A 26,906-nucleotide genomic window follows, 5' to 3' on the forward strand; every position below is an offset into this window, starting at 1 on the left:
CTCAGCCCCGGACGATCCTCAGATCGGCGTTGCCGATCAGGTCGGGCCGGGTCCAGCCGTCCACGTCGTACTCGGACATGCACTGTTCGGCGAATCCCTTGAGCGCCAGATCCTGTCCGGTCGCCTGGTAGGCGAACAACGTCTGGAAGCGGACGGCCTCGTGATCGCCGCCGTAATTGCGCTCGTAGAGTTCGTGCCGCCCACCGAACTCGGTGCCGACGGCGTCCCACAGCAACTTGAGCAACTGGACGCGGTCGATCGCGGCGACGCCGTTCGATCCGCGGACATACTGGTCGAGGTAGGGACGCATGGCCGGGTTCGCCCAGTCGCTCGCATGGGAGTTCAGGTAGATCAGCCCGCTGCCCAGCACCTGCTGGATGATCTCCTTGACCCGCGGATACCCCACACCCATGAAGGTGCGATAGGCGAGGCCGTAGTTCAGGTTCGGCTGGACGGCGCCGTTCACCCACTGTTCGGGTGACTTGGCCATCGCGTCGGACAGCCCCCAGAACATGTCGCGCCAGTTGAGGATCTCCCCGATCTGCATCTGCACACCGCGGAATCCCGCGGAGCCGGTCATTTCCACACCCTTCATCACACAACCGGCGATGAAGTCGAGCTTCACCGCGAGCCGAGCGCATCCGTGGAACATGAAGCGGGTGAGAAATCCCGACTTCATGACGAAGCCGTTCGCGGTGTCGGTGTCGTAGGCGAAGACGTTCTCCCATGGCACCAGCACCCGGTCGAACACCATGATCGCGTCGTTCTCGTCGAACCTGCTCGACAACGGATAGTCGAACGGCGTGCCCATCACCGCAGCGTTCATCTCGTAGGAGGTGCGGCAGAACAACTTCAGTCCTGGCGAATCCATCGGCACCGTGAAGATCAGGCCGTATTCCTTCTTGCGCAGCGGCAGTCCGTAGTGGGCGATGAAATTCGCGTTGGTGATCGCCGATCCCGTCGCGACCACCTTCGCTCCGGACACGATCAGACCCGAATCGGTCTCCTCGACGACGTGCACGCACACGTCGGCGGTTTCGTCGGCCGGCTTGTCGCGGTCGATCGGCGGATTGACGATGGCGTGGTTGAGGTAGAGCATCCGCTCCTGCGCGTGCTTGTACCAGCGCACGGCGTTGTCGCGGTACGGGCCGTAGAAGTCGGCGTTGGCTCCCAGCGTGCCGAGGAACGAGGCCTTGTAGTCGGGCGACCGGCCCAGCCAGCCGTACACCTCACGCTGCCAGGCCACGATCGCGTCACGGGCGAGCACCAGGTCGTCCGCACTACGAGCGGTCTTGAAGAAGGGGTGCGTGAAGCCGCCGTTTCCGGTATCGGTGGGCACCGTCAGCACGCCCTTCGCCTCCGGCTGGTGCAGTGCGTCGTACATCCGCGCCACCGATCGCGCCGAGTTACGGAAAGCCGGATGGGTGGTGACGTCGTCGACGCGCTCTCCGCGGAAGTAGACCTCGCGGCCGTCGCGCAGTGACTCGAGGTACTCGTCGCCCGTCATGGGCCGGACGTCGTTCGGAACTCCGACGCGATCGTCGACGAATGCTGATGTGGTCATGGAGGCACTCCTGGTCTCGTTGGGCAGGAACCTGTTTCGGAAGGCGAGGATGTCGGCGGGCCTCGGTCACCGCTGTCGTGTCGTACTCGACGGGGTGGGGTATATTGACCCGAACGCCAAGTTCCTGTGATCTGGAACACTATTAGGCGGAGGTGTGGTGGAACATGGCTGAGCGCGAACAATCGAATGACTCCGCGCGCACCGACGTGCCCGCGATCGTCTCTCTGCGAACACGGGAGCTCGATACCGGGGAGGGCCGTATGCAGTGGGCGAGCACGCTGGAGCGGCTCTACTGCGAGACGGACGTGGCGTGGCCGGAGCCTCGGCGTCACTTCGACGCGGAGTGGGGCGGGAGGCCGTTCGGTGATCTGCATGTCAGCACGATCCGGGCCGACGCGCACACCGTCGTCCGATCGCCGGCGATGATCCAGTCCGATTCGGGGGAGGGGTATTTGGTCTGCCTCGTCACGGACGGAAGCGTGGAGGTCCGGCAGTCCGGCCGGGTCACGGTGGTGGAGCCGGGTTCCTTCGCGCTCCTCGACTGCGCCGCACCGTTCGTGTTCCACTCACCCGCCCCGTTCCGACAGGTCGTGGTTCGATCCCCCCGCGAGGTACTCATGTCGCGCCTTCCGGGACGAATCGTCGAACACGGCACGGCGCGCTCGATTCACGGCGACACCGGGGCTGGCGGACTGGTCGGTCGGTTGTTCGTCGATATCGCGGACATGGGCGCGCCGATGTCGCAAGGTGCTGCCGTGTCGTTCGCATCCTCCGCCGTCGACATGCTTGCCACGGCCCTGACCGAGGGCCTGTTGGCGACCAGCGCTGCAGACCTGCACCGCACGGAGGACCTCACGCGGGTTCAGCGGGTGATCGAACAGAATCTCCACGACGCCGACATCACGCTGTCGGACATCGCCGCGGCAGCGGGTATGTCGCTGCGCACCGTGCACAAGCTGTTCAATGCGGAGGGCACCACGACGCGGGCCTGGCTGTACCAGGCCCGCCTCGAGGCTGCGCGAAAGTACCTGCTCACCACGGATCTGTCCGTCGCCGACGTCAGCGAGTGCGCCGGCTTCCGCGACGTGTCCCATTTCAGCCGGTTGTTCCGCAGCACCTTCGGCTCGAGCCCAGGCCTGTACCGGAAGGAGCACGCGCGCTGAGGTTCGTGATGCGCTGCGCCAACAAGTACGGTCAGGGAAGAACGGTGTCCTCGTTGCTGAAGAGCATCGTGACACCACCGGTGGCGAAGTTCGCGAGATCTCCGGCGGCCGTCTGCCCGGCCGGTGACGACAGAGCCTGCGCGGCGGCATCCTTGGAGTCGAAGAACAACTCGGCGAGCGCGTATCCCGCGGGAGTAGTGCCGTCGAGGGTCTCACACTTGCCGGCGGCGAATCGGACGACCCCGGGCACCTGCCGGACCAGCGGCAGGTGTTTTGTGGCGTAGTACTCGTCGAATTCCGCCGGGTCGGTCGGCGGGTTGTAGATGATGCTCACTCGGTACATGACATTCCTGTTCTCGGCGTCGTAGGTCGGGTTGGGGGACAGTGGGATCACACGGCCTCGGCCGCCGGCCGCGGAGCGTTCACGGTGAACTCCTCCTTGAAGATCAACCGCGGCGACATGCGGCGGCGTTTCAAGGCCTTGACGGCGGCGGCGACCATCGCGGGCGGTCCGCACAGGTATGCGCTGTGGCCACGGCAACTGGCGAAGTCACCCAGCACGGCGTCGGTGACCATTCCCGTTGCCCCGTCCCAGTTCTCCTCACTGAGGACCGGGTGATAGTGGAATCGGGAATCGGTCGCCTCCATCGCGCGGAAGCACTCGACGTCGTAGAGGTCGGCTTCCCGGCGACCACCGTGGTAGAGGTGAATCGCCGGTAGCAGATCGTGGTCCAGTGCATGCCGGACAATCGATTTGAGCGGTGCGAGCCCGGTGCCTCCGCCGATCAGGATGGCCGGCTCCTCCCGGGCTTCGACGACACCGAACTGGCCGAGCGGTCCACGCAGATCGATGCGGTCACCCACCGCGAGTGAGTCGAAGATCCAGCCCTCGGTGGCGAGGCCGCCCGCCGTATTCCGGACGTGGAACTCGAGCAGCCGTTGCTCGGACGGCGGGTTCGCCATCGAATACTGGCGCGCGACACCGGAGCCCGGCACGATGAGTTCGGCGTACTGACCGGCGTCGAACTCCATCGGCTCGTCGAGTTCGACGACGAGCCTGCGGGTCTGCCGAGCGATGTCGGACAGCTCCCGTACTGTGCCTGTGTAGTCGCGGAGGGAGTGCATCGGCCGGCCGGGGTCGGCGTCGTTCACGGGGGCGATGGCCAGGTCTCCGTGCGGTTTCGACTGGCAGGCCAGCGCGAGTCCCGACGAGCGTTCGTCGGCGGAGAGGATGGTCTCGTCGGCGGCGCCGTGGTCGACCTCCCCGGAGAGAACCCGGATCTTGCACGTGCCACAGGTCCCCTGTGAACAGGCGTGCGGAAGCCAGCGATTCGCCCGCAATGCGGCTTCGAGGACCGACGTGCCGGGTGCGACCGGGAACGCCCCGTCCTGCCCCGACACCGTCACCATACGGTCCATCGGTCAGACCTCCCAGGTGACGTGCAGGCCCTGCGGTCCGCGGAACGTCCATCCCCAGAACTGCGGGGCGCGGTCGGGATCGGGCTCGATGTTCGGGATCGTCTCGAACAGTTCCTCGAGTGCGATCCGCACGATCGCGGTACCGAGATACATTCCGGCGCAGGCATGGTTTCCCGCTCCGAACGCCAGATGCGGCATGATGGGCCGGTCGATCTCGTAGGCCTCCGCGTTCTCCCAGACGGACTCGTCTCGATTGGCCGAACCGTATGCCAGCATGACCGGTGTTCCCGTCGGCAGGTCGATGCCGCCGATGGTGACATCGCGGCCCGCGACCTTCACCGCGGCACTCCAGATCGGGGCCACCCAGCGCGCGCCCTCGTTGACGGCGCGCGGAATGAGGGTGGGGTCGTCGATGACGCGTTCGAGCTGGTCGGGGTGCTGGAATAGCCCTGCCAGGGTGGTCGTCATGACGTGCCCGGGCTCCTGAAGGGCGCCGAGCAGGAACACGTAGATGTTCGGGTAGATCTCGGACCGGTCGCGGACCTGGCCGTCGGGCGTCCCGTCGTGCAGCCAGTGCGAGATCAGGGTGTGGTCGGGATGTTCGGTCCAGTGGTCGAGCATCGGGCCGACAGCGGCGACGATCTCGGCCTTCACCCGGTCACCGGCCTCGAACGGCCCGGGATTGGCGAAGTTTCCGTTCTCGTCGACTTCCGCGTTCCCGTACGACTGCGCCAGCGTCTGGAACCAGCGCACCAATGTCTCCGAAGGGATTTCGGTGAGACCCATCAGGTCCCCAACCGAACGCACACTGATCGGCGCGAAGTAGGCCTCCTGGATGTCTGCGGCACCCAGATCCTCGATCCCTTCCAGGAGGCTGCGCGCCTGCGGCCGGACCAGCGCTTCTACATAGGAGTCCACTGCACTGGGCCGCAATTGGGGATCGATCCATTCGCGAATTTTCTCGTGCTGTTCACCGTTGGCGGCGAGTACGGTACCTTTCCCGAAGGTTCGTCCACCCGAGGGCGCGATCACCGTGGACCAGGTCTCGGAATCCTGCGCGATCTGCAGACAGAGGTCGCGCGACGACACGACGTGCATCCCTACCGCGGGTACGAACGCAATCGGGGCCTCGCGCCGGAGCCGGTCGTAGATCGGGTTCGGATCGCGGTCGAGTTCCTCCATGGTGATCGATTCGATCCACGTGGTGCTGGTGGTCATGGCGCTGTCTCCTCTGAAGTGGTTCGCAAGATTCGAAGTGGGCGCGGCCCGGAGCCTTTCGGGGATCGTCCGCGCGGGGAGTGCCTGTGATCTGGAACACTAGGAGGCGGAGGTGCGATCGAACATGACCGACAGTGCACAGAAGGATGACTCCGCCTGCACCGACAGCGCCGCGTCGATGGTGCTGAGTACGCGCGAGCTGGAGTCGACCGAAGGGCGAGTGCGCTGGGCGGACACCCTCGACTCCACCTACTGCGAGATGGACGTCGACTGGCCCGACAGGCACGCCCGGTTCGCCGCGGAATTGACGGTGCGGCCCTTCGGGGACCTGACCGTGAGTGTGGTGCACGCAGACCCGCACACGGTCGTGCGCACGCCCGAGATGATCCGGTCCGACCCCAACGACGACTACCTGCTGTGTCTGATCACTCGGGGGACGGCCACCCTCCAGCAGCATTCGCGGAGTGCGACCCTCGAGCAGGGAGCATTCGGGATCCTCGACTCGGCCGCACCCTTCGTCGTGGACGGCCGGACGGAATTCGAGCAGGTCGTCCTGCGTGCACCCCGCCAGCTATTGATCTCCCGGCTTTCCGCCGAGGCCATGGAGGGCGTCGCCGGGCTGGGGATCTCCGGGCAGACCGGGATGGGCGGCCTCGTCTCCCGTTTTCTCGTCGACATAGCAACGACCGACGCCCGGTTGTCGGTGGGGTCTTCGGCATCGGTGGCCGCGTCCGCGGTCGATCTGCTCACCTCTGCCCTCACCGAGCAGGCGCGCCCCCTGACCGCGACGAAACGGGTCCACCACGACGACCTCCGGACGGTGCAGCAGACGATGACGCGGTACCTGCACGACCCCGACCACTCGACGGCCGAGATCGGTGTCGAACTCGGAATGTCCCTGCGCTACATCCACAAACTGTTCAGCTCGACCGGCACCACCCCACGCACATGGCTGTACCAATTGCGCCTCGACCGCGCCCGAGGGCAGCTCCTCGACACCGACTCGACCGTCGCCGAGATCAGCGACCGTGTCGGTTTCCGCGACGTCTCACACTTCAGCCGCGCATTCCGCAAGCGGTTCGGCGTCAGCCCCGCGCATTTCCGTGAACAGCACAACGGGAAAGGCGGTTCACGTACAGACCGTTAGGTTTTCGTCGCTCTAGCCGGTGTGGTCGCGCCCGAAGATCTGACGCGCCAGCACCCACCGTTGGATCTCGTTGGCTCCCTCGTGGATCTCGCCGATCTTGCTGTCGCGGTAGATGGCCTCCACCGGACCCTCGGTGTCGTCGGCGCCGAGCGACCGGACGAAGCCGAGTCCGCCGAAGGCCTGCACGGCATCTCGGGCGATCCGCGCGGCTAGGTCCGTGCCCCGCAGTTTCGCCATCGCCGCCTCGGGTTCGGGGAATCGCTCGCCGGCGTCGAGCCGCAGTGCCGCTTTGAGATACAGGCTGCGGGCGGACTCCAGATCCGCGGCGTAGTCGGCCATCACGAACTGCCAGTGCTGTTTCGAGGCGAGCGAACCCCCGAAGGCGTGCCGCGACTTCAGATGGGCGACAGTCCGATCGAATGCGGCCTGCGCCATGCCGACGCCCGCGGCACCGATCCCGATGCGCCCGTAGGTGAGGGTCTGCAGCGCGATGCGCAGTCCACCCCCGACCCGTCCGAGCACCGAATCCGGCCCGAGGCGGACGTCGTCGAGATTGACATCGGCGGTGATCTGCCCGCGGTTCCCCAGTTTTCGGTCGGGGGTTCCGATCGTGACGCCCGACGCGTTGGTCGGCACGATGAAGGTCGTGAGGTCGTCACCGGTGCGTGCGAGCACCACCACCACACAGGCGACGACGGAGTTGGTGATCCACCGTTTCCGGCCGCGGAGGATCCAGCCGTCACCGTCCGGGGTCGCTTCGGTGGACACGGCGTCGGGGGACAGGTCGCTGGACGCACCCGGTTCGCTGGTCGCGAAGGCACCCACGATCTCCCCCTCGACGAGGGGCCGCAGCCAGCGGCGTCGCTGCTCGTCGGTGCCCTGGTCGAGCGCGGTGCCCGCCAGGATGCAGTGCACGTCGTAGATGGCCGCGACGCTGTTGGAGTAATACGCCAACTCCTCCACCGCGACTGCGGTCGCGGTGGCGCGATGCGACAGACCGTCGCCGCCGACGTCGGACGGGAACGGGATCCGGAACAGTCCCTCCGCCGCCATCGATTCGAACGCGTCACGTGGGAAGCCGTCGAGCCGCTCGTCGCCGCCGGCGATGCGATGCGCGACGGGCTCGATCACCCGGGTGGCGAAGTCGCGCACCCGCAGACGAAGGTCGCGAACCTCGTTCGGGGACAACGGGTCGTGATACAACTCGTCGGACATGCGCGCGACGGCGGGCGAGGCGGGCGCTGCCTCCGCGACGAGGGTGACGGGACTGTTCGGGGGCATCGGATCTCCTGAGACGGACGGCATGCGTGCCTTCCCTGTGTAACCCGGGTCTGGTTTTCGCCTCGACGTCGAATCGCAATGCCCGACTCCTCAGGTGCCGACGTCGGCGGCCGTTCCGGATACCCGGATGTTCGCCGCTTCCTCCCGCTCGGCGAGCGTGACGTCGCCGGCCGCGAAGTGCGTCTTCGGTGTCTCGCGCAGGATCACACGGACGTTCGCGACGGGCGTCCCCACCGCCCGGTGAGCGGCGTGGGTGAGCTCGTGGATCAGCAGGCGCAGTTCCTCGGGGCTGCGGCCCTCGGCTATGGTGACCTCGATGATCGGCATCAGCGACCTCCCGCCACGGTGATCGTGCCCAGATTCGTGAAGTGCGCCGCAATCCGCGCGCCCGGCTCCACCGGCACCGCGTCGGTCATCCCTCCCGTGAGCACCACCCAGCCGGCCTCGATGGCGTGGCCCCGTTCGGCGAGCGTGTTGGCGGCGAACGCCAGCGCTTCGGCCGGATGTCCGTGTACCGCAGCACCGGTCGCGGAATCGACGATCTCGCCGTCGACCTCGAGCAGGCACGCCTCGAGCGCAAGGTCGAGATCTTCGGGCCGCCGGCTGATCGGCCCGGTGACGTAGCGTCCGGACGAGTTGTTGTCGGCCACCGCGTCCATCATCGAGAACTTGTAGCCCGAGAACCGGCTGTCGATGATCTCGATCGCGCCCACGACGTGATCCACGGCGGCCAAGGCGGTCGCTGCGCTGATGCCCGGACCTTCGAGTCGGCGTCCCATGACGAACGCGATCTCCGGTTCGGCCCGCGCGTGGATCAGGCGGTCGCGGGGCACGGTCTCCCCGATCGGGAGGATCATCCGGTCGGTCAGCCACGCGGTCGACGGTGCGTCGACACCGACCTGACGTTGCTTGGCCTTCGAGGTGACCCCCAGTTTCACGCCGGTGACCTTCTCACCGCGCGCCACCCGGATGCCGAGGGCGATGTCCTGCGCGGCGTAGGCCGTTGCGAGGTCGAGGCTCTCCCACTCAGCTTTGATGGACGTCTGGGCCGTGGCATGATCTTCCGCCTGTAGAAGTCGCTCCGCCACGAGTGCTGCGCTCCATGCGTCGGTACCCATCACTGTTCCTCCTTGGTGTCGAGGACGGCCGTCACACTGCCGAGCCCGCTGATCTGCGCGACGATCGAATCGCCCGGATTCACCGGAAATGCCTTGGTCATCGAGCCGGGAAGCACGACATGGCCCGGTTCGAGTGTCACGCCCATCGGGCCGACAGTGTTCGCCAGCCACACGAGCGCGTTGAGCGGCGAGCCGAGAACGGCACCGCCCGCGCCGGTCGCGACGAGTTCACCGCCGATGTGGAGGGTGCACCCCGCCAGTCGCAGGTCCACCGCGTCGAGCGCGACCGGTCGGCTGCCCAGGATGACGCCGCCCGACGACGCGTTGTCGGCGATGGTGTCGAAGATGCCGATCTTCCAGTCCCGGATCCGCGAGTCGACGATCTCCAGTGCAGGAAGGACGAAGTCGACCGCCCGGACCGCCTCGGCGACGGTGACACCCGGTCCGGACAGAGGCCGGCCCAGCACGAACGCGATCTCGGGCTCGATCCGCGGCTGGAGGAACCGCCCCGCCGGTATGGGCTGGTGCTCGAGATGGAACATGCTCGCGGTCAGATGTCCGAAGTCGGGTTGGTTCACCCCCATCTGCCGCTGAATGGCCCGCGACGCGAGGCCCACCTTGTGCCCCTTGACGACGTCGCCGCCGAGCGTCCACTCTTCGACCTGCACTTGCTGAATGCGATAAGCGAGTTCGATCGACGCGTCGGGATGCTCCGGGGTCAGCGGGTCGATCGGTTCGCCCGTCCGGTACACCTCCAGCAACCGGTCGGCGGCCTTACGTGCGACGGTATCCATGGCACCTCTGCTCTGTGTCATTCGGTTCGGACTTCGGGTGACGGGACGTCAGGAGGCCAGCGCCGGCCGGCCCGATTCGGGAACGTCCCTGGTCGTGGTGGGTGTGGCGTGGTTCGTGTTCGCGACCGCGTGCGAGACGTCGCGGGCTGCCGCCATGACGGCACGGGTGAACTCGACGCGGCGGGGCACGAAACGGCTGACCGGGATGCTCATGCTCACCGCGGCCACGACGGAACCCATGTCGTCACGCACCGGCGCGGCGACGCAGTGGACCTCCGAGACGGCTTCACCGAGGTCGTAGGCGTGGCCGGCAGACCGCGCCACCGACAACGCGTCGAGCAGCGCCCCGGCATTTGTGATCGTCGACGGCGTGTGCCTGCGCAACTGGCGACCGGCCAAATACCGGTGCAGTTCGTTCTCGTCGAGGCTCGCCAGGAGGACCTTGCCCACCGCTGTGCAATGTGCTTCGAGACGGGCGCCGACGCGTGCACCCTGCACGGTGATGTTGTGCGTACCGACCACCTTGTCGACGTACAGCACGTGCCACCGTTCCATCACCGCGAGGTGACTGGTTTCGCCGTACCGCTCGACGAGGTTCTCGATGACCGGCGCGGCGCAGGACCGCACGTCGACGGTGCCCCGCAGGGTTTCGCCGAGTTCGATCACCCGCCACCCGATCCGGTAGCGACCACGCGTGCGGCACTGGAGCAGTCCGGTGTCGACGAGACTCGACAGCAAGGCGTGCGCACTCGATCGGGGGACGTCGATGGCAGCGGCGACCTCGGAGACCCCCCATTCCGGTTGCGTTGCGGTGAACAGGTCCAGCACCGGCCCGATCTTCTGGACCGTCTGCAGTGTCGCCACGGTGTCCGTCCTTTCTTCCCACGGCTCCGCGGGAAGCGAACGTGCACCTCGCTGAGCGTCTGTGATCTGAAACACTAGGAAGAACGCGGCCACCACACCATGACCACCAGCGCATGAATGGATGACTGCACGCGCACCACCCGCGATGGGGCGGTCAGCCGGATTCCCGAACCCCGGGAATCTCCCCGATCAGAGGTCGTAGTCCACGACGACCGGACCGTGATCACTCATCCGCCGGTCGGCCGCGGGCTCCCGGTCGGTGCCGGCCGAGACCGCAGCCTGTGCCAGGCCGGGGTCGCGAGGTGGTAGTCGATGCCCCACCCGGTGTCGTTCACCGATCAACTGCCCCAGCCACGACCACCACGAGTACGGACCGTCGACGCCAGGATGGTGCTGCCGGACCACGTCGACGAGAGTGCGCGGCGACAGGATGGAGTCGAACCACTCACGCTCCTCCGGAAGAGGTAACCCTCGACCTGGTTGCTGCGCCGCCAGTTCCGTACGTCGTGACGGGTGTGCGCGATGTTGTGGTCACCCATCAGCAGGAGTTCCCTGCCGTTCGCGCGTGCCGTGCGCCGCGAGCGGGTCAGCTGTCGCGCAAACGCGGAGAGGAAGCGCATCTTGCGATCGTAGCGGGCTTCGCCGTCGGGGGCCTCCCGCATGCGTCCGGGCTTCTGGAGGTGTTCGGGAGGCCGCCTTTCGGCAGGTACATGGACGCGATGGTGATCGGCGCCTCGGCGAGGTCGACCTCGACGTAGCGGCCCTGGTTGGCGAACTCGCCCAGACCCCGAGCCAACGGCACCGGATCCAGTTCGACGCTCTCGGTGTGCAGTTCGCCCGGTGCCCGGACCAGCGCGCTACCGCTCCACGTCCGCACGCGAAGGGCACGTGCCGAGTCAGGACCGCGACACCGTTGCGGCCCGCGACGTCCCCCCGACGAACCGTCGGCGAGCGCGTGGTGGATCTTGTTGTAGATGGCGTAGCGGCCGTCGGCGAGTCCTTCGATCAGGTGCATCTCCCACAGCGGGCGACTGCGGTCGAGCAGGGTGCCGTGCAGCCTCGACACCAACGTCATCAGTTCGGTCATGCCGCCCGGCTGGGGAAGCGCGGCGCGGCGCACGTGGTGCTCGAGATCCACCTCGTCGTGCGGGAGGTGGTCCCATCCCCACTGGCCGAGCGAGGTGACCGAACGGCGGGCCCGCTTACGGAAAGGTGGGGCGACCTGGTTGCCGGCCAGGGCCGTGTCGAACATCGCGCGCATGTCGGCCGCGGACGCCCCGTCCCGTGGGTTGAAGACCGCCAGGCCGCCGACGTGCATCGGATGCTCGCGGGATTCGCCGAGCAGAAACAACCGGTAGAAAATTGGGTGAATCGTGCCCGACCGAGCAGGTCAGTTGTCCAACCCGGCCGCGAGTGCTTGACGGCTGGCGTGGACGTGAGGCCCGTGCCGCTCGCCCCATGTCACAACAGTTCAATCTGATTGGCCGGCGGTGACATTGGGCGACGGGCGACAGGCGGAGGGCACCGAGGTCCACGTCGGCTGAGCTACGGTCTGCCTATGGACGACGAGCACGCAGTGGGCACGACTGGCGGTTCGGTGCGGTATGAAGGTGGACTGCCGGGACTGATCGCGCGCGCCCGCGTGCTCGCCGACTCGGGTCAGCGCCGGCTGCTCGGCATCACCGGACCGCCGGGTTCGGGTAAGAGCACCGTGGCGGCGGCGGTGCACGCGGCGCTGGGATCGTCCGCGGTGGTTGTGCCGATGGACGGATTCCACCTGGCGGGTGCGGAACTGGCCCGGCTCGGCCGGGCGGACCGCAAGGGCGCACCGGACACATTCGACGCCGCCGGATACGTGGCGCTGTTGCGCCGACTGCGGGAATCCGGGGGCGAGACGGTGTACGTACCCGAGTTCCACCGTGAGGTCGAGGAGTCCTATGCGGGGTCGATCGCCGTCCCGCCGGACGTTCCCCTGGTGATCACCGAGGGCAACTACCTTCTCCTCGACGAGGGACCGTGGTCGGCGGTGCGTGACCTGCTCGACGAGGCGTGGTTCCTCGCCCCGGACGGGGACGAGCGCGTTGCCCGCCTCGTCGAGCGGCACGTCCGGTTCGGCAAGTCACCCGACGAGGCACGAGAGTGGGTGCGGCGCAGCGACGAACGCAACGCCGCGGTGGTCGCGCCCGGTCGCGCCCGCGCCGACGTCGTCGTCCTCGGCGACCCCGTGTGACTCAGGCCGGGTACTCGATCCTTTCCATGCGACCGCTGCTGAGCGAGCGGGTCGCGGCCTCGGCGATCGCCTGTGCTTTCAACGCTTCCGACAGGGTCGGACCGATGGCGGCGCCGTTCTCCAGTGCGTCGACGAAGTGGTCGAGCGCGGTGCGGTAGCTGTCCCGGATCCGTTCGAACCATCCCGCGTGCAACCCGTCGTCGACGACGCGGCCCGCGTTGTACCGGGACACGGACCCGGCGCGCTGCCGTCGTGCCTCGACCATGCCCGTGGAACCGAGCACCTCGATGCGTTCGTCGTAGCCGTACCCGATCCGCCGGGTGGAGTCGATCTGGACGAGCGCGCCGCCGGGAAGGCGCAGGGTGACGGCCGACGTGTCGACGTCGCCGTAGTCGGCGAGGCGGGGTTCGGCGAGCGTGGACCCGGTCGCGAAGACGGACTCGGGGTCGAGCCCGGAGATCCACCGCGCCAGGTCGAAGAAGTGGACGGTCTGATCGCGCATCTGCCCGCCCGAGACCGCGATGTACTCGAGCGGCGGCATCGCCGGACCGCGGCTGGTCATCTGGATCAGCTCGACCGAACCGATCTCACCGGACGCGACAACCCGCTGCAGTTCGGCGTAGTCGCGATCGAAGCGGCGGTTGAAGTCGACCATCGCCCGCAACGATCGGGAGTCGGCGAATCGCACGATGTCGACGGCGCGCGCGAGGTCGAGGTCGATCGGCTTTTCGCACAGCGCCGGGATTCCCGCGGTCGCCGCGGTGCGAAGGTGCTCGGCGTGGGTGTCGGTGGACGACGCGATGAAGACGGCGTCGATCGCCGTGGCGTCGAAGACCTCCGCGAGATCGGTGGTCGCGCGGCTGCCGTGGCGCTTGGCGAGGTCCGTCGCGCGAGCGAGATCGATGTCGAAGACGAGGGCCAGGTCGACGTCGGGGTGCGCGGCGAGGTTGGCGCCGTGCACGCCGCCGATGAACCCGGCTCCGATGAGGGCGAAACGCTGCATGTCAGATACCGACCTTTTCGTGTGCGAAAGCGGGGACGACCCAGGCGGAGTCGGCGGCGTGGGAGGCGGCCGTCGCCTCGACGAACTGGACGCCGATCAGGCCGTCGCGTCCGGTGGGGAAGGACAGATCGCGGATGGTGGTGGGCTCGCCGTCGCGGCGGGCGCGCAATTCGTCCGCGAGATCGCGGTAGAAATTCGCGAACGCCTCGAGGAAGCCCTCGGGATGCCCCAGACCGGGGCGGGTGAGCCGGGCGGCGTCCTCGGACAGCGCGCGCATTCCCTGCGCGAGGATCGTGGTCCCGCCGTCGAGGTCGCGGACCGTCAGATGGTGCGGGTCCTCGTGCCGCCACTCGACGCTCGCGGTGTCGCCGAACACCCGGATGCGCAGGCCGTGCTCGTTGCCGGTGGCGGCCATGCTCGCCCACAGGGTCGCGGGGGCGCCATTGGACAGGGTGAGGCGCACGGTGGCGTTGTCGAACACCCGCCGTCCGGGGACGAGGGTGTCCAGTTCCGCCGACATCCGGGTGGCCTCGAGGCCGGTGATGTACCGCAACAGGTGGAAGGCGTGGGTACCGAGATCGCCGACGACGCTGGGAAATCCCGCGACGTCTGGGTCGGTGCGCCACCGCGCCTGCCGGTGTTCGCCGAGTTCGAGGGGCGTCGCCGCCCACCCGGACGCGTGTTCCACCGTCACGAACCGGATCCGCCCGAGGTCGCCGTCGCGCACCATCCGGGCCGCGTGCCGAACCATGGCGTAGGCCGAATAGCAGTGTGGGACGGCCAGAATTGCACCGGAGGATTCGGCGATCGCGACGAGTTCCGCAGCCGACTCCGAGTCGCGGGTGAGAGGCTTCTCGCACACCACCGAGATGCCTGCCTCCAGGAACGTGCGGGCGATGTCGAAGTGGCTGTCGTTCGGAGTGGTCACGGCCACCACGTCGACGCCGTCCTCGCGGGCGGCTTCCCGTTCGGCCATCTCCCGGTAGTCGCGGTAGGTGCGCTCGGCCGGAACGCCGAGGCTTCCCGCGATCTGTTCCGACGACGCGGCGTCCCGCCCGAAGACCCCCGCCTGTAGGTCGTACCGGTCGTCCAGGCGCATCGCGTAGCGGTGGGTCCTGCCGATGTCGGCACCCTGTCCGCCGCCGACCATGCCCGCGGACAGTCGCAGGCTTCCGTGCTTGCTCAACTCGGCTCCTTCCAGAAAGGGACAAACGTGGACCGGTCCCAGTTGTGATGAGCGTAACACGGCCCCGGCTCCATATGCTGTCCCTCGTGAACGAATCAGATCCCGGCACGAGCGAGGGCGCACCGCCGTTTCGCCCACCGACGATCCGCGACGTGGCCGCGCGAGCGGGCGTGTCGAAATCGCTGGTGTCCCGGGTGCTCCGCGGCGAGGCGAACGTCAGCCCTGCACGCCGCGAGCAGGTCACACAGGCCATGAAGGAACTCGACTACCGGACCAACACCATCGCCCGCGGACTGTCCGAATCCCGCAGCGGCACGGTCGGGGTGATGCTGAACGACCTGCGCAACCCGTGGTTCGTCGAACTGCTCGAGGGCATGACGACGACGCTCGACGCCGTCGGAATCGCGCCGGTGCTGGCCGACAGCCACCTGGATCAGCGCGTCGGGCGGGACACCGTCGAGACCCTGCTGTCGCAGCGGATCGACGGGTTGGTGGTGGTGGGCACCACCGACGCCGGGCCCGCGATCGAACGGGCCGCCGCCCTCGTTCCCGTCGTCCTCGCGGGAACCCACGAACCGAGTCTTCCCCACGTCGACATCGCCGCGGACGACGACGTCGCCGGGGCCCGGCTGGCCACCCGGCATCTGCTGGACCTGGGTCATCGGCGGATCGCCCACCTGCAGGGGCCCGGAGTCGTGGGCGCCCTGCGCCGCGACGGGTTCGCCGAGGCGATGACCGAGGCCGGGTGCGGCGACCTCGCGTCGGTGCAGTTCGCCGGCATGACCGAGGAGAGCGGATACGTCGCGGCCGGTCGGGTGCTCGACGCGGAGCAGCGGCCGACGGCGATCCTCGCGTTCAACGACGTCACGTGCGTGGGGGCGCTGTCGGCCGCCGACGATCGCGGCCTGAGAGTCCCCGAAGACCTTTCGCTCGTCGGGTACGACGACACCTATCTCGCGCGTATCCGGCATCTGTCGCTGACGTCGGTGAACAACGGCAACTTCGCGGTCGGCGCGCAGGCCGCCAAGTTCCTGCTGCAGCGGCTGGAACGACCGTCGCAGTCGCGGCGCATCCACCTGCACACGCCGACGCTCAGTGTTCGCCGTTCCACCGCGGCACCCGGAGGCCTTCCGGCGAGGGGGTAGCCGCGGTGGAGGGTGAAACCGGCTTCTATTGAGGGGTTTTCACTGCGAGTACCGGGATCGGCGACTGCAGGATGAGCCGCTGGCTCACGCTGCCGAGAAGTGCCTTGCCGACCGCGCTGCGGCGCTTGACCCCGATCACGAGGCGTTCGATGTCGGGCCGGTCGTCGATCAGATCCAGCACGGCGGTCGCGGGATCGCGGTCGCCGCGACCGATCCGGTCGAGGACGGTCACCCCGTCGTCCGCGAGGGTATGCACGTCTTCGGGTTCGGTGAGGGACAGGTTCACCACCAGCAGATCGGTGTCCAGCATCGCGGCTTCCTTCTTGCCGGCGAGGAGGGCGTGTGATCCTTCGGAGGTGTCGGTCACTGCTACGAGCACTGTCATGGAATCAACCTTTCACGGGACTCGATGCGTAGCCGGTCACGAATACTCGCGCCGGAACTGCTCTTCGAGTTCCTCGAGGGAGCGGCCGCGGGTTTCCGGAACCTGGGTGGTGATGAAGACGAGAGCCAGCACGCCGAGGCCCGCGAAGATGAAGAAGGTAGCGGCGATTCCCAGTGCCGCCACGAGGGGCGGGAAGACGAGCGCGACAATCGCATTCGCGATCCACAGCATGAAGATGCAGATGCCGATCGCGAAGCTGCGGATCTTCAGCGGGAAGATCTCCGACAGCATCAGCCACACCAGGGGACCGATCGTGCCCTGCATCGAGAAGACGAACAGCACCACGAACACGAGGATGAAGTAGGCCTTCGCGGTGCCGTCGGGCAGCAGGAATGCTGACAGGCCGACGAGCAGGTGGAACGTGGTGGTGAGGACGAAACCGCCGATGAGCATCTTCCGCCGGTCGATCCGGTTGATCAGGGCGATGCCGGTGAGGACGCCGAGCACGCTGAACAGTCCGTTGAGGGTGTTCGCGACAATGGCTGCGTTGGAGGAGAATCCGGCGTCGCCGAGAAGCTGGGTGCCGTAGTACATCACCGAGTTGATGCCGGTGGCCTGCTGGAAGACGCCGAGGCCGACGCCGATGAAGATGAGGCGGCGGATCCACTTCACCGAGAGATCCGCGGGACCGCCGGTCTGTGCGAGTTTCTCTTCCTCCGCGAGGGCCTGGACTTCCTCCAACTCGGCCCGTGCCCGTTCCGGGGACCGAACCTGCAGGAGCACGGCGAGCGCTTCGTCGTGCCGATCCTGCGACATCAGCCATCGCGGGCTCTCCGGCATCCTCAGCATTCCGGCGAACAGGACGATGGCCGGAGTGACGGCGACCAGAAGCATGAAGCGCCAGACGCTTTCGTGCTCGCCCCAGAGGTTGAAGATGACGGCGTTGATCACGAATGCGGCGAACTGCCCGCAGACGATCATGACTTCGTTGCGGGAGACCACGCTGCCGCGCCGTTCGACGGGGGAGATCTCGGCGAGGTAGACGGGCACCGTCGCGGATGCGCCGCCGACGGCGAGGCCGAGGACGAAGCGGAAAAGCGCGAGTATCTCCCACGTGGGGGACAGCACGCAGCCGAGCGTGCCGATCATGAAGATGATGGCGAGCACCAGGATGTTGTGCCGGCGTCCGTACCGGTCGGACATCCGGCCTCCGATCAGGGCGCCGATCGCGGCGCCGAAGATCAGGATGCTCACCACCAGTCCCTCGGTGAACGAGGTGAGTTGGAGGTCTTCCTCGAGTGGTTCGAGAGCGCCGTTGATGACTCCGGTGTCGTATCCGAAGAGCAGGCCGCCGAAGGTGGCGACGACGGCGATGACGCCGAGCCTGTGCGAGTGCCGTCCTGGGGCGTCGGCGGGCAGGGGCTGGGCGGTAGTTCGGGTGAGATCGCTGGCCATGAACATCTCCTCCACGTATTCCATGTACAGAACACGTAATGTGTTTATGTCCGAACAAAGCTAACTCATTGTGACTCGGGGCACAACGGCAAGTCGATCATCGGGCGGATCCCCTAGGCGAATGTTTACTCCCTACCCGCGAGTAATAGAACGCTCGATCTGTTATCGTTCGCCGTATGCCCAGGCCACGCGTCCACGATCTCGATGCCGCGCTCGATGCCGCCGAGCGGCTGGCCGTCGAGGGCGGACCCAGCGCGGTGACGCTGCGGGCGGTCGCCGCCGCCACGGAGATGTCCAACGGCGCCATCTATCACGCATTCGGCTCGCGGGGAGGGCTGGTCGGGCGCGCCTGGTTGCGGGCGGCGCACCGATTTCTCGACCTGCAACAGGAATCGGTCCAGGAGGCGCTGGGGCGTGGTCCCGTGGACGCCGTCGTCGCGGCCGCCGACACCCCGGCCGTCTTCGCCGAGCGGTTCCCGCAGTCGTCGCGACTTCTCCTCACCGTGCGCCGCGACGAACTGCTCGGATCCGACGTCCCCGAGGACGTCGCCGCCGAGTTGTCGCGCCTCGACTCCGTCCTCGTCGAACTGTTCGTCCGATTGGCGCTGGCGTTGTGGGGGCGCAGGGACGGTCGCGCGGTCGAAGTGATCGAAGCGTGCGTCGTCGGGCTCCCCACCGGACTGCTGCTGCACGCCCGGCGAAAACCGGACGACGCCATGCGCCGACGCCTGGAGGCGGCGGTCCGCGCCGTCCTCGTACTAGACCCCCCGTCCCAGGGGAAACGTCACGACAGCAACACGAAAGGTTCCCAATGACCGCCACCCTGACCTACCGGGACACGATCGCCGTCCTCGACCTCGGCGACGACGAGAATCGTTTCTCCCCCGAGTGGCTCGACAACGTCGACCGACTCCTCGACGACGCCCACGAACACGGCGCGCAGGCCCTGGTCACCACGGCCACGGGAAAGTTCTACTCCAACGGCCTCGACCTGGACTGGCTGATGGCCAACGGTGACCGCGCAGACTGGTATGTCGGGCGCGTGCAGGCCCTGTTCAGCCGGATTCTGACGCTCCCCCTGCCGACGGTGGCCGCGGTCAACGGGCACGCGTTCGGCGCCGGCGCCATGCTCGGAATCGCCCACGACTACCGGGTGATGCGGTCCGACCGTGGGTACTACTGCTTCCCCGAGGTCGACATCCACATTCCGTTCACTCCGGGGATGGCCGCGCTGATCCAGGCCAAGGTGACACCGCAGACCGCGATCACCGCCATGACCACGGGCCGCCGCTACGGCGGCGCCGACGCGCACACGAGTGGGCTGGTCGACGGGACCGCGCCCGAAGGCGCGGTCCTGGACGCTGCGGTCGACCTGATCACGCCGCTCGCGGGGAAGGACGCCGGCACGCTCGGCGCGATCAAGTCCACCATGTTCGCGCCGGCCGTCGCCGCACTCGCATCGGGCCGATCATGACCCGGTGACGCGAAACCTACTGTGCCGGAGTGATGGTCACTCGCCGGGCACGTGGAGAATCAGGGCGTCGCCCTGTCCGCCGCCGCCGCAGAGAGCGGCGGCGCCGGTTCCACCACCGCGTCGTTTCAGCTCGAGCGCGAGGTGCAGTACGACCCGTGCCCCCGACATGCCGAGCGGGTGCCCGATGGCGATGGCGCCGCCGTTCACGTTGACCCGCGACGGGTCGACTCCGAGTTGCCGGGTCGACTCGATGCCGACGGCGGCGAAGGCTTCGTTGATCTCGACGAGGTCGAGCGCCGAGGGGTCGAGTCCCTCACGGGTGCACGCCTTGTCGATGGCATTGGCCGGCTGCTGCTGAAGCGTCGAGTCCGGCCCGGCGACGACGCCGTGGGCACCGATCTCGGCGAGCCATTCGAGCCCCAGCTCCTCGGCCTTGGCCTTGCTCATCACCACGACGGCGGCCGCGCCGTCGGAGATCTGCGACGCGGAACCCGCGGTGACGGTGCCGTTCTTGCTGAAGGCGGGCCGCAGCTTCGACAGCGACTCGGCCGTGGTGTCGGCGCGGATGCCCTCGTCCTCGGTGACGACGAGCGGCTCACCCCGGCGCTGCGGGATGGTGACGGGTACGACCTCGTCGTCGAAGAGTCCGTTCTTCCACGCGGCCGCGGCGCGCTGATGTGAGGCGGCGGCGAAGGCGTCCTGCTCTTCGCGACCGATCTTGTCGGTGTTCGCGTTCCGGTCCTCGGTGAGGGCGCCCATCGCCTGCTCGGTGAAGATGTCGTACAGGCCGTCGTAGGCGAGGTGATCGACGAGGGTGGTGTCGCCGTACTTGAAACCGCTCCGCGAGTTCGGGAGAAGGTGCGGCGCCTGGGACATCGACTCCTGCCCGCCGGCGACGACGACATCGAATTCGCCGGCGCGGATCAGCTGGTCGGCGAGCGCGATGGCGTCGAGACCCGACAGGCACACCTTGTTGACGGTCAAGGCGGGCACCGACATCGGGATGCCCGCGTTGACCGCGGCCTGCCGGGCCGGGATCTGACCGGCGCCGGCAGTGAGGACCTGCCCCATGATCACGTACTCCACCAGTTCGGGTGCCACCCCGGCCTTGTCGAGGGCGCCCTTGATGGCGATGCCACCGAGATCGGATCCGGAGAGTGACGCGAGCGAACCCGTCAGCCGGCCGACGGGGGTCCGGGCTCCGGCGACGATGACGGACCTGGTGCGAGAAGTCATGAGAGTGTCCTTGGTGTCGTGACGAATGTCGCTCAGACGAGCGCGGATTCGCGGATCTCGAGGGGGGTTCCGGTGGCGGCGACGACCTCGTCGACGGTGACGCCGGGGGCGACCTCACGGAGAGCGAGGGTGCCGTCGCCGACCACGTCGATGACGGCGAGGTTGGTGATGATGCGGTTGACGACGCCCTGGCCGGTCAGCGGCAGGGTGCAGGCGTCGATGATCTTCGGGTTACCGTCCCGGTCGGTGTGTTCCATGAGGACGATGACGCGGCTCGCGCCGTGCACGAGGTCCATCGCGCCGCCCATGCCCTTGACCATCTTCCCGGGGACCATCCAGTTGGCGAGGTCGCCGGTGCGGGAGACCTGCATGCCACCGAGGACGGCGGTGTCGATGTGGCCGCCGCGGATCATGCCGAAGGACAGCGCGGAATCGAAGAATGCGGCACCGGCGTTGACGGTGACCGTTTCCTTGCCGGCGTTGATCAGGTCGGGGTCGACGTTCTCGTCGGTGGGGTAGGGGCCGGTGCCGAGGATGCCGTTCTCCGAATGCAGGGTCACGGTGACGTCGGTGCCGAGGTATCCGGGAATGAGGGTGGGCAGTCCGATGCCGAGGTTGACGTATTCGCCGTCGACCATCTCCGCGGCCGCGCGGGCGGCCATCTGCTCACGTGTCCATCCGTTGGTGCCGGTCATCGAGTGGCTCCTTCCGTGCTGCTGACTGTCCGCTTCTCGATCCGCTTGTTTTGGGGGCCGGTCTCGACGATGCGTTGAACGAAGACCCCGGGCAGGTGTACCTGGGCGGGGTCGATGGTGCCTGCGGGGACGAGTTCCTCGACCTGCGCGATGGTCACCTTCCCGGCCATCGCCGCGAGGGGGTTGAAGTTCAAGGCCGACTTGTCGAACACCAGGTTGCCGGCGGTGTCGCCCCGCAGTGCGTGGACCAGGGCGAAGTCGGCGGTGATGCCGAGTTCGAGAACGTAGCGCTTGTCGCCGAACACCCGGGTTTCCTTCGGGGGCGACGCGAGCGCGACGGAACCGTCGTCGGCGTACCGCCACGGCAGTCCGCCGTCGGCGACCGGGCTGCCCACACCGGCGGGGGTGAAGAACGCGGGGATGCCCGCGCCGCCCGCCCGGAGGCGTTCGGCCAGCGTGCCCTGCGGGGTCAGCTCCACCTCGAGCTCACCGGAGAGGTACTGACGGGCGAATTCCTTGTTCTCGCCGACGTACGACGCGGTGACGCGCCGGATCCGGCGGGTACCCAGCAGAATTCCGAGCCCGTGGTCGTCCACACCGCAGTTGTTGGAGAAGACCTCGAGGTTCCCGACGCCGGAGTCGGCGAGCGCGCGGATCAGCGAGTCGGGGATTCCGCACAGGCCGAACCCGCCCACGGCGATCGACGCGCCGTCGGACACGTCCGCGACTGCTTCTTCCGGGGTGTCGAACACTCTCGATCCCATGTGCATCCTTTCTCCTGGCCGCCGTACCGGCGATACCGTCTTCCGCATCAGATCGTCCACCTGGTGAACGTATTCGTGCGACGAGCTTTGCTCCACTAAAAGGGGTTGCTTCATGCATTTCAAGGGTTTCGGAGACAGTGCTCGCGGTTTGGACGTCGCGCCACAGAGCGTTCACTGAGTGAACGTATACTGCGGTCATGGACGACGCGCAGCGGCCGCAGGTCATTCGGCGGGTGGGAGCCCTCTTCCGGGCCATCGCGGCCCTCGAGTCGTCGGGCTCCTCGACGTCCGCCCTGGCGCGGGAGACGGGGCTCGCCCGGCCCACCGTGCATCGCCTCCTCGTCTCGCTGGCCGAGGAGGGGCTGGTGGACCGCGACCAGAAGTCGGGGAAGTGGTCGCTGGGACCCGAGCTGTACCTGCTCGGGTCGCTCGCCGCCGGCCGGTACGACATCACGGACCGCTCCCGCGACATCCTGCGCGATCTCGCACGCGAGACCGGCGAGAGTGTCTTCCTGTCCGCGCGCCGCGGTGACGAAACGGTGTGCATTGCGAGCGAGGAGGGCAGCTTCCCGCTGCGTTCCCACGTGCTGTACGTCGGCATCCGCCTGCCGCTGGGGGTGGCGTCGGCGGGTCTGGTCATCCTGTCCCACCTGCCGGACCGCGACATCGACGACTACCTGTCGCGCGCCGACGTCACCGGCGAGTGGGGAACGCAGCACAGGCGGGACGAGATCGTCGAGCGCATCGCGGAGACACGACTGAACGGGTACGCCGTCAACCCCGGGCTGCTCGTCGAGGGCAGCTGGGGGATGGGCGCCGCCGTCTTCGACGCCCAGGGATCACCGGCCTGGGCGCTGAGCATCACCGGCGTGGAGAGCCGGTTTCGCGAGGAGCGTCGCCGCGAACTGGGAGAACTCCTCCTCCGCCAGGCGCACCGGCTCACCCAACTCCTCGCCGACAGGCCGCGGAGCCGGGGGTGAGCACGATTCGGTCCGGCGCCTACGCGGCTTTCCGTCGCCGCTGAGGTCGCCCGTGGCGGGTGTCGATACTCCACAGGTGGGTGCAGTCGGGGCACTGCAGATGGACGTGGGTGCCCTGATTGCTCAGCAGGTACTGCCAATGCCGGTCGCAGTTGCGGCCGGACCCGCAGTCGCCGCAGTCCGAGCCGTGGTCGCAGCCCGGGCAGGGCAACCAGGCGCGACGGGAGAAGTCCGCGGTCGGATCAATCGGTAACACGGCCCACCGTCCGATCCGGGAGCACACCCGCCTGGACCAGCTCGTCGTAGATGCGCTGCTGCTCGGGGTCGAGGCCGGAGTACAACATGTCGTACGCCCGCTCCTCCTCCGCGAGCACGGCGACGGGATCCCAGTCCTCGCCGATCGCCTCGAGAACAGCGGTGCGCCGCCGCGCCTCGTCCAGCGTGAGGTCGAGCGCGAACGAGAGTTCGGAGTCGCTACCCATGTGGTCACCTTCGTTTCGCGGTCGCCGTTATCGAAGGGGCCAGGGTCACTCGAGCCCGCTCGAGACCGCAATGACCTGGATCACGTCGATCGAAAGTGTTGCGTCGTGTTAACGACGAAACGCCCCGCCATCCGGGTGGATGACGGGGCGCGTGGTGCGGGTGGGGTCAGGCCTGCAGGCCGGCCTCGATCTCGAGGGTGATGGTGATCTTGTCGCCGACGACGGCTCCGCCGCCTTCGAGGGGCATGTCGATGGTGATGCCGAAGTCCTTGCGGTTGAGGACGGTGGTGGCTTCGAAGCCGGCGACCGGTCCGTTGCCCATGCCGGGGTTGACGCCGTTGAACTCGAGGGCGAGCTCGACGGGGCGGGTGACGCCGTGGAGGGTGAATTCACCGTCGACCACGTAGTCGTCGCCCTTGGCGCGGACGGCGGTGGAGGTGAAGGTGGCGGTGGGGTACTGCTCGGCGTCGAAGAAGTCGGCGGACTTGATGTGGGCGTCGCGGTCGGTGTTCTTGGTGTCGATGGATGCGACCTGGATTTCGGCGGTGACGGCGGCGGTGCCGTCCTCGGCGACGGTGATCGCGCCGGTGAAGTCGTTGAACGTGCCGCGGACCTTGCTGACCATGAGGTGGCGGACGGAGAAGCCGACGGTGGAGTGGACGCTGTCGATGGCCCAGGTTCCGGCGGTGAGGTTGGGCAGGGTGGCGGTGGCGGTGGTCATGGAAACTCCTTGGGCTGTCGAACTGTCACTCGACGTCGAGGTAATTGAATCTGCAACTAATACGTTAAGCCGAAGTCGTTGCAATGTCAACTAAATTCTGCAAAACGCAGGTGGACTGCGGTGTTACTGCTTCGGCCGGACCGGATGGCGGCTGACGATGGAGATCCGGTTGAAGGCGTTCATGGTGACGGCGATCCAGCTCACCGTGGAGATCTCCTGCTCGGAGAGGAATCGCCGTGCGAAGGCGTAGTCGGTCTCCTGGGTATGCGCGTCCGGGAGGGTGGTGATCGATTCGGCCAAGGTGAGCGCCGCGACCTCCCGGTCGGAGAAGAGTTCCGTCTCCCGCCAGGCAGGCAGAACCGCGAGGCGCTGCGGGGTCTCCCCGGCCGCGAGCGCCGCGGCGACGTGAACGTCCAGGCAGTACGCGCAGCGGTTGATCTGGGAGACGCGCACGTTGATCAACTCGACGAATCGCCGGTCCATCCCGACCTCGGTGGTCGCATGACGGACTGCCTTGGCGACGCCGATCTGCGCCTGATAGACGGCCGGACTCTGCTTGTCGATGTGGACGTACTCGTTCACGGGTGCCGTGCTGCTCATGGCCGACCTTTCCGGGCTCAGGGGTGTTCCAGCAGGTGGGTGCGCATCTCGCTGAAGTCGTGACCGAGGATGCCGACGTCGCGGGGGCTGAGCAGGTCGAACATGTTGCGGCGCACCTCCGCGACGTGTCCGGGGCTGGCGGCGGCGAGCTTCTCGGCTCCGGCGTCGGTCAGCTCGGCCAATGTTCCGCGCTTGTCGTCTTCGCATTCGACCCGGCGCACCCAGCCGGTGTCGACCAGCCTGCTGATGGCCCTGGTCACGCCGCTGCGGGTGGTGGTCACCGCGTCTGCGAGTTCGCGCATCCGCAGTTGTCGTTGGGGCGCCTCCGACAGCACGACGAGCAGTTCGAAGTCGGTGAACGAGATGCCGGCGTCTCGGGTGAGCTGCCGGTCGAGTGCCTGCAGGAGGAGGCGTGTGGCGTCCAGGTAGGCGCGCCAGGTGTTCTGTTCTTCGGCGCTGAGCCATCGGGTCGGTTCCACGGCACCAGCATAGCCCAAGTAGTTGACAACGCAACGAGTTGTTGTAGTCTGAATTTAGTTGAAAGCGCAATTACTGCGCTCCGCGGAGAGGGGCAGGGCAATGAGCACCACAGACGAGCAGGAGCGTTCGCAGAGGTTCGCGGAGCAACGCGACCGGATCCGCGCCGAGCATCTGAAGCCGGTGGCGTCGAGGCCCGCGTCCTCGGCCCGCGGCCTCCATCACACCGCGCTGATCAGTAGTGACGTCGAGCGCACGGTCCGGTTCTATCAGGACCTGCTCGAATTTCCGCTCACCGAGCTGATCGAGAACCGGGACTACGCCGGGTCTTCGCATTTCTTCTTCGACATCGGCAACGGCAACCTGCTGGCGTTCTTCGACTTCCCGGGACTCGACGTCGGCCCGTACCGGGAAGTTCTCGGCGGACTCCACCACATCGCGATCAGCGTCGAACCCGGCCGCTGGGATCACCTGCGCACGAAACTGATCGACGCCGGCGTCGAACTCGTCGAACACAGTGAGGTGTCGATGTACTTCCGCGACCCCGACGGTGCCCGCCTCGAACTCATCGCCGACCCGCTCGGCGAAATGTACGGCTCACACGTTCTCTGAGAACCCTGACTCCGGGAACCCCTGCTCTGAGAAACCTGGAAAGGATTCGCTGATGACTGCCGCCATCACCCCACCCCGCCTCGACGTCCGCCGAGCCGACGACCGGTTCAAGACCAACGCCGGCTGGCTGGATTCCAAGCATTCTTTCTCGTTCAGCCGCCACTACGACCCGGCCAACACCCATCACGGGGTGCTGATGGTCAACAACGACGACATCGTCGTCCCGGGTCAGGGCTTCGACACCCACCCCCACCAGGACATGGAGATCGTCACCTGGGTGCTCCAGGGTTCACTGGTGCATCAGGATTCGATGGGCCACTCCGGCGTCATCTACCCGGGACTGGCCCAGCGGATGAGCGCGGGAACCGGAATCCTGCACTCGGAGAAGAACGACTCGTGGCGACTGGACGGCGTAACCGGCGAGCACACCGACCCGGTCCATTTCATCCAGATGTGGGTCGTGCCCGACGAAGCCGGCATCACACCCGGTTACGAGCAACTCGAAATCGACCACGAGTTGCTCGCCGGGGGACTGGTGCCCGTCGCATCGGGCATGCCGGACCATGCGGACCACTCGGCGATCCGGATCAAGAACAAGTACGCCGCAATGCATGTCGCACGACTGCAGCCCGGGCAGGCGCCGGTCACCCTGCCCGACGCACCGTTCCTCCACGTGTTCGTCGCCCGCGGTGAAGCGTCGATGGAAGGCGTCGGCATCGTCGCCGAGGGTGACGCCGTCCGGCTCAGCGGTGGCGGCGGCCAGCAGATGACCACCGGCGCCGGCGCCGAGATCATCGTGTGGGAGATGCACGCGACGATCGCTGCATGACGCGAGCCGCGGGGCAGGTGCGGGTCTTCCGTTCGGGTCGCCGAAGCTGCTACTGGGGCCCGAC

At 67.4% G+C, this 26,906-nt stretch carries 29 protein-coding genes and 2 pseudogenes; 9 read left to right on the forward strand and 22 right to left on the reverse strand.

The window, feature by feature from the left end; translation table 11 throughout:
* Position 1 precedes the first annotated feature (1 nt).
* Positions 2 to 1,564: a 4-hydroxyphenylacetate 3-hydroxylase family protein gene (locus FND50_RS01620; RefSeq protein ID WP_144284531.1), complete on the reverse strand. Its 1,563-nt coding sequence runs from the start codon at positions 1,562 to 1,564 to the stop codon at positions 2 to 4.
* Between the two features lie 164 nt (positions 1,565 to 1,728).
* Between FND50_RS01620 and FND50_RS01625 the strand changes: the two genes are divergently transcribed.
* Entirely contained in the window at positions 1,729 to 2,727 is a 999-nt protein-coding gene (locus FND50_RS01625) for an AraC family transcriptional regulator (protein ID WP_144284532.1), read from the forward strand.
* 31 nt (positions 2,728 to 2,758) lie between these two features.
* On the opposite strand, the gene FND50_RS01630 is transcribed toward FND50_RS01625, so the two are convergent.
* From FND50_RS01630 to FND50_RS01640, 3 genes are read right to left on the reverse strand one after another with little or no spacing between them, the layout of a single operon-like run.
* A complete protein-coding gene (locus FND50_RS01630) occupies positions 2,759 to 3,121 on the reverse strand; it encodes an EthD family reductase (protein ID WP_144284533.1) in 363 nt (120 codons plus the stop codon).
* Positions 3,118 to 4,146 (reverse strand): NADH:ubiquinone reductase (Na(+)-transporting) subunit F, encoded by a 1,029-nt coding sequence (locus FND50_RS01635; RefSeq protein ID WP_144284534.1) that lies wholly within the window; start codon positions 4,144 to 4,146, stop codon positions 3,118 to 3,120. The genes FND50_RS01630 and FND50_RS01635 overlap by 4 nt, the downstream gene beginning before the upstream one ends.
* Before the next feature lie 3 nt (positions 4,147 to 4,149).
* Positions 4,150 to 5,364 (reverse strand): cytochrome P450, encoded by a 1,215-nt coding sequence (locus tag FND50_RS01640; protein ID WP_144284535.1) that lies wholly within the window; start codon positions 5,362 to 5,364, stop codon positions 4,150 to 4,152.
* A 124-nt stretch (positions 5,365 to 5,488) separates the two neighbouring features.
* Between FND50_RS01640 and FND50_RS01645 the strand changes: the two genes are divergently transcribed.
* Complete coding sequence (locus FND50_RS01645) at positions 5,489 to 6,511, forward strand: AraC family transcriptional regulator (protein WP_144284536.1); 1,023 nt, start codon at positions 5,489 to 5,491, stop codon at positions 6,509 to 6,511.
* A 12-nt stretch (positions 6,512 to 6,523) separates the two neighbouring features.
* Here FND50_RS01645 and FND50_RS01650 read toward each other — a convergent pair whose 3' ends face one another.
* The 7 genes and pseudogenes from FND50_RS01650 to FND50_RS01680 form a co-directional block, all read right to left on the reverse strand.
* Positions 6,524 to 7,792 (reverse strand): acyl-CoA dehydrogenase family protein, encoded by a 1,269-nt coding sequence (locus FND50_RS01650; protein WP_144284537.1) that lies wholly within the window; start codon positions 7,790 to 7,792, stop codon positions 6,524 to 6,526.
* 90 nt (positions 7,793 to 7,882) lie between these two features.
* Entirely contained in the window at positions 7,883 to 8,119 is a 237-nt protein-coding gene (locus tag FND50_RS01655) for a tautomerase family protein (RefSeq protein ID WP_005572660.1), read from the reverse strand.
* Positions 8,119 to 8,910: a 2-keto-4-pentenoate hydratase gene (locus tag FND50_RS01660; protein ID WP_144284538.1), complete on the reverse strand. Its 792-nt coding sequence runs from the start codon at positions 8,908 to 8,910 to the stop codon at positions 8,119 to 8,121. Before FND50_RS01660 ends, FND50_RS01655 begins: the two co-directional genes overlap by 1 nt.
* Positions 8,910 to 9,704 (reverse strand): 2-keto-4-pentenoate hydratase, encoded by a 795-nt coding sequence (locus tag FND50_RS01665; protein ID WP_144284539.1) that lies wholly within the window; start codon positions 9,702 to 9,704, stop codon positions 8,910 to 8,912. Before FND50_RS01665 ends, FND50_RS01660 begins: the two co-directional genes overlap by 1 nt.
* Before the next feature lie 48 nt (positions 9,705 to 9,752).
* Positions 9,753 to 10,568, reverse strand: coding sequence for an IclR family transcriptional regulator (locus FND50_RS01670; protein WP_144284540.1), 816 nt, complete (start codon positions 10,566 to 10,568; stop codon positions 9,753 to 9,755).
* A gap of 189 nt (positions 10,569 to 10,757) precedes the next feature.
* Positions 10,758 to 11,501, reverse strand: a pseudogene (locus tag FND50_RS36595) (exodeoxyribonuclease III); the annotation flags it as partial.
* Positions 11,494 to 11,886: pseudogene (locus FND50_RS01680) on the reverse strand (wax ester/triacylglycerol synthase domain-containing protein); the annotation flags it as partial. The pseudogenes FND50_RS36595 and FND50_RS01680, both read right to left, overlap by 8 nt.
* A gap of 240 nt (positions 11,887 to 12,126) precedes the next feature.
* On the opposite strand from FND50_RS01680, the gene FND50_RS01685 reads away from it, so the two are divergent.
* Complete coding sequence (locus FND50_RS01685) at positions 12,127 to 12,798, forward strand: nucleoside/nucleotide kinase family protein (protein ID WP_144284541.1); 672 nt, start codon at positions 12,127 to 12,129, stop codon at positions 12,796 to 12,798.
* 1 nt (position 12,799) lies between these two features.
* Here the strand turns inward: FND50_RS01685 and FND50_RS01690 are convergent, their stop codons facing one another.
* Both FND50_RS01690 and FND50_RS01695 read right to left on the reverse strand, forming a co-directional pair.
* Positions 12,800 to 13,801 (reverse strand): Gfo/Idh/MocA family oxidoreductase, encoded by a 1,002-nt coding sequence (locus FND50_RS01690; protein ID WP_144284542.1) that lies wholly within the window; start codon positions 13,799 to 13,801, stop codon positions 12,800 to 12,802.
* Position 13,802: 1 nt separating this feature from the next.
* Positions 13,803 to 14,987, reverse strand: coding sequence for a Gfo/Idh/MocA family protein (locus FND50_RS01695; RefSeq protein WP_144284543.1), 1,185 nt, complete (start codon positions 14,985 to 14,987; stop codon positions 13,803 to 13,805).
* An 86-nt stretch (positions 14,988 to 15,073) separates the two neighbouring features.
* Here FND50_RS01695 and FND50_RS01700 point away from each other — a divergent pair, with 86 nt between their 5' ends.
* Complete coding sequence (locus tag FND50_RS01700; protein WP_260850869.1) at positions 15,074 to 16,132, forward strand: LacI family DNA-binding transcriptional regulator; 1,059 nt, start codon at positions 15,074 to 15,076, stop codon at positions 16,130 to 16,132.
* A 25-nt stretch (positions 16,133 to 16,157) separates the two neighbouring features.
* Here the strand turns inward: FND50_RS01700 and FND50_RS01705 are convergent, their stop codons facing one another.
* Positions 16,158 to 16,517: a universal stress protein gene (locus FND50_RS01705; RefSeq protein WP_144284544.1), complete on the reverse strand. Its 360-nt coding sequence runs from the start codon at positions 16,515 to 16,517 to the stop codon at positions 16,158 to 16,160.
* Between the two features lie 36 nt (positions 16,518 to 16,553).
* Entirely contained in the window at positions 16,554 to 17,996 is a 1,443-nt protein-coding gene (locus FND50_RS01710; protein WP_144284545.1) for a sugar porter family MFS transporter, read from the reverse strand.
* 152 nt (positions 17,997 to 18,148) lie between these two features.
* Here FND50_RS01710 and FND50_RS01715 point away from each other — a divergent pair, with 152 nt between their 5' ends.
* Both FND50_RS01715 and FND50_RS01720 read left to right on the forward strand, forming a co-directional pair.
* Positions 18,149 to 18,787, forward strand: a complete 639-nt coding sequence (locus FND50_RS01715) for a TetR/AcrR family transcriptional regulator (RefSeq protein ID WP_144284546.1) — start codon at positions 18,149 to 18,151, stop codon at positions 18,785 to 18,787.
* Positions 18,784 to 19,446, forward strand: a complete 663-nt coding sequence (locus tag FND50_RS01720; protein WP_144284547.1) for an enoyl-CoA hydratase-related protein — start codon at positions 18,784 to 18,786, stop codon at positions 19,444 to 19,446. The genes FND50_RS01715 and FND50_RS01720 overlap by 4 nt, the downstream gene beginning before the upstream one ends.
* A gap of 36 nt (positions 19,447 to 19,482) precedes the next feature.
* Here the strand turns inward: FND50_RS01720 and FND50_RS01725 are convergent, their stop codons facing one another.
* The 3 genes from FND50_RS01725 to FND50_RS01735 are packed head-to-tail and all read right to left on the reverse strand — an operon-like array spanning position 19,483 to position 22,141.
* Positions 19,483 to 20,682, reverse strand: a complete 1,200-nt coding sequence (locus FND50_RS01725; RefSeq protein ID WP_005237808.1) for an acetyl-CoA C-acetyltransferase — start codon at positions 20,680 to 20,682, stop codon at positions 19,483 to 19,485.
* A gap of 32 nt (positions 20,683 to 20,714) precedes the next feature.
* The gene (locus FND50_RS01730) at positions 20,715 to 21,377 is read right to left on the reverse strand and encodes a 3-oxoacid CoA-transferase subunit B (protein WP_005260718.1); all 663 of its coding nucleotides are present in this window, start codon (positions 21,375 to 21,377) and stop codon (positions 20,715 to 20,717) included.
* A complete protein-coding gene (locus FND50_RS01735; protein WP_144284548.1) occupies positions 21,374 to 22,141 on the reverse strand; it encodes a CoA transferase subunit A in 768 nt (255 codons plus the stop codon). Before FND50_RS01735 ends, FND50_RS01730 begins: the two co-directional genes overlap by 4 nt.
* 197 nt (positions 22,142 to 22,338) lie before the next feature.
* On the opposite strand from FND50_RS01735, the gene FND50_RS01740 reads away from it, so the two are divergent.
* Complete coding sequence (locus FND50_RS01740; protein WP_144284549.1) at positions 22,339 to 23,121, forward strand: IclR family transcriptional regulator; 783 nt, start codon at positions 22,339 to 22,341, stop codon at positions 23,119 to 23,121.
* 242 nt (positions 23,122 to 23,363) lie between these two features.
* Here the strand turns inward: FND50_RS01740 and FND50_RS01750 are convergent, their stop codons facing one another.
* The 4 genes from FND50_RS01750 to FND50_RS01765 form a co-directional block, all read right to left on the reverse strand.
* Complete coding sequence (locus FND50_RS01750) at positions 23,364 to 23,603, reverse strand: DUF6400 family protein (RefSeq protein ID WP_005237803.1); 240 nt, start codon at positions 23,601 to 23,603, stop codon at positions 23,364 to 23,366.
* Positions 23,604 to 23,769: 166 nt separating this feature from the next.
* Positions 23,770 to 24,324 carry a YceI family protein gene (locus FND50_RS01755; RefSeq protein WP_144284550.1) on the reverse strand — a complete coding sequence of 185 codons (555 nt, stop codon included), beginning with the start codon at positions 24,322 to 24,324 and terminating at the stop codon, positions 23,770 to 23,772.
* 123 nt (positions 24,325 to 24,447) lie between these two features.
* On the reverse strand, positions 24,448 to 24,924 hold the full coding sequence (locus FND50_RS01760; protein ID WP_005256462.1) for a carboxymuconolactone decarboxylase family protein: 477 nt from the start codon (positions 24,922 to 24,924) through the stop codon (positions 24,448 to 24,450).
* A 17-nt stretch (positions 24,925 to 24,941) separates the two neighbouring features.
* Positions 24,942 to 25,403, reverse strand: a complete 462-nt coding sequence (locus FND50_RS01765) for a MarR family winged helix-turn-helix transcriptional regulator (protein WP_005256464.1) — start codon at positions 25,401 to 25,403, stop codon at positions 24,942 to 24,944.
* A gap of 100 nt (positions 25,404 to 25,503) precedes the next feature.
* Between FND50_RS01765 and FND50_RS01770 the strand changes: the two genes are divergently transcribed.
* Together FND50_RS01770 and FND50_RS01775 are read left to right on the forward strand one after the other, a co-directional pair.
* A complete protein-coding gene (locus FND50_RS01770) occupies positions 25,504 to 26,013 on the forward strand; it encodes a VOC family protein (RefSeq protein WP_005256466.1) in 510 nt (169 codons plus the stop codon).
* 52 nt (positions 26,014 to 26,065) lie between these two features.
* Positions 26,066 to 26,842, forward strand: a complete 777-nt coding sequence (locus FND50_RS01775) for a pirin family protein (protein ID WP_144284551.1) — start codon at positions 26,066 to 26,068, stop codon at positions 26,840 to 26,842.
* Positions 26,843 to 26,906: the final 64 nt, after the last annotated feature.

Source organism: Rhodococcus sp. WB9, from assembly GCF_007558985.1.
GTDB lineage: Bacteria > Actinomycetota > Actinomycetes > Mycobacteriales > Mycobacteriaceae > Rhodococcus_F > Rhodococcus_F opacus.

Excerpts from the sequence above, each read along its gene's own strand:
- FND50_RS01690 (WP_144284542.1), bottom strand. The coding sequence starts at position 13,801 with ATGCAGCGTTTCGCCCTCATCGGAGCCGGGTTCATCGGCGGCGTGCAC.
- FND50_RS01720 (WP_144284547.1), top strand. The coding sequence starts at position 18,784 with ATGACCGCCACCCTGACCTACCGGGACACGATCGCCGTCCTCGACCTC.
- FND50_RS01625 (WP_144284532.1), top strand. The coding sequence starts at position 1,729 with ATGGCTGAGCGCGAACAATCGAATGACTCCGCGCGCACCGACGTGCCC.
- FND50_RS01725 (WP_005237808.1), bottom strand. The coding sequence starts at position 20,682 with ATGACTTCTCGCACCAGGTCCGTCATCGTCGCCGGAGCCCGGACCCCC.
- FND50_RS01755 (WP_144284550.1), bottom strand. The coding sequence starts at position 24,324 with ATGACCACCGCCACCGCCACCCTGCCCAACCTCACCGCCGGAACCTGG.
- FND50_RS01645 (WP_144284536.1), top strand. The coding sequence starts at position 5,489 with ATGACCGACAGTGCACAGAAGGATGACTCCGCCTGCACCGACAGCGCC.
- FND50_RS01655 (WP_005572660.1), bottom strand. The coding sequence starts at position 8,119 with ATGCCGATCATCGAGGTCACCATAGCCGAGGGCCGCAGCCCCGAGGAA.
- FND50_RS01730 (WP_005260718.1), bottom strand. The coding sequence starts at position 21,377 with ATGACCGGCACCAACGGATGGACACGTGAGCAGATGGCCGCCCGCGCG.
- FND50_RS01770 (WP_005256466.1), top strand. The coding sequence starts at position 25,504 with ATGAGCACCACAGACGAGCAGGAGCGTTCGCAGAGGTTCGCGGAGCAA.
- FND50_RS01750 (WP_005237803.1), bottom strand. The coding sequence starts at position 23,603 with ATGGGTAGCGACTCCGAACTCTCGTTCGCGCTCGACCTCACGCTGGAC.
- FND50_RS01710 (WP_144284545.1), bottom strand. The coding sequence starts at position 17,996 with ATGGAATACGTGGAGGAGATGTTCATGGCCAGCGATCTCACCCGAACT.
- FND50_RS01740 (WP_144284549.1), top strand. The coding sequence starts at position 22,339 with ATGGACGACGCGCAGCGGCCGCAGGTCATTCGGCGGGTGGGAGCCCTC.
- FND50_RS01685 (WP_144284541.1), top strand. The coding sequence starts at position 12,127 with ATGGACGACGAGCACGCAGTGGGCACGACTGGCGGTTCGGTGCGGTAT.
- FND50_RS01735 (WP_144284548.1), bottom strand. The coding sequence starts at position 22,141 with ATGGGATCGAGAGTGTTCGACACCCCGGAAGAAGCAGTCGCGGACGTG.
- FND50_RS01705 (WP_144284544.1), bottom strand. The coding sequence starts at position 16,517 with ATGACAGTGCTCGTAGCAGTGACCGACACCTCCGAAGGATCACACGCC.
- FND50_RS01650 (WP_144284537.1), bottom strand. The coding sequence starts at position 7,792 with ATGCCCCCGAACAGTCCCGTCACCCTCGTCGCGGAGGCAGCGCCCGCC.
- FND50_RS01665 (WP_144284539.1), bottom strand. The coding sequence starts at position 9,704 with ATGGATACCGTCGCACGTAAGGCCGCCGACCGGTTGCTGGAGGTGTAC.
- FND50_RS01620 (WP_144284531.1), bottom strand. The coding sequence starts at position 1,564 with ATGACCACATCAGCATTCGTCGACGATCGCGTCGGAGTTCCGAACGAC.
- FND50_RS01635 (WP_144284534.1), bottom strand. The coding sequence starts at position 4,146 with ATGGACCGTATGGTGACGGTGTCGGGGCAGGACGGGGCGTTCCCGGTC.
- FND50_RS01775 (WP_144284551.1), top strand. The coding sequence starts at position 26,066 with ATGACTGCCGCCATCACCCCACCCCGCCTCGACGTCCGCCGAGCCGAC.
- FND50_RS01715 (WP_144284546.1), top strand. The coding sequence starts at position 18,149 with ATGCCCAGGCCACGCGTCCACGATCTCGATGCCGCGCTCGATGCCGCC.
- FND50_RS01760 (WP_005256462.1), bottom strand. The coding sequence starts at position 24,924 with ATGAGCAGCACGGCACCCGTGAACGAGTACGTCCACATCGACAAGCAG.
- FND50_RS01640 (WP_144284535.1), bottom strand. The coding sequence starts at position 5,364 with ATGACCACCAGCACCACGTGGATCGAATCGATCACCATGGAGGAACTC.
- FND50_RS01660 (WP_144284538.1), bottom strand. The coding sequence starts at position 8,910 with ATGGGTACCGACGCATGGAGCGCAGCACTCGTGGCGGAGCGACTTCTA.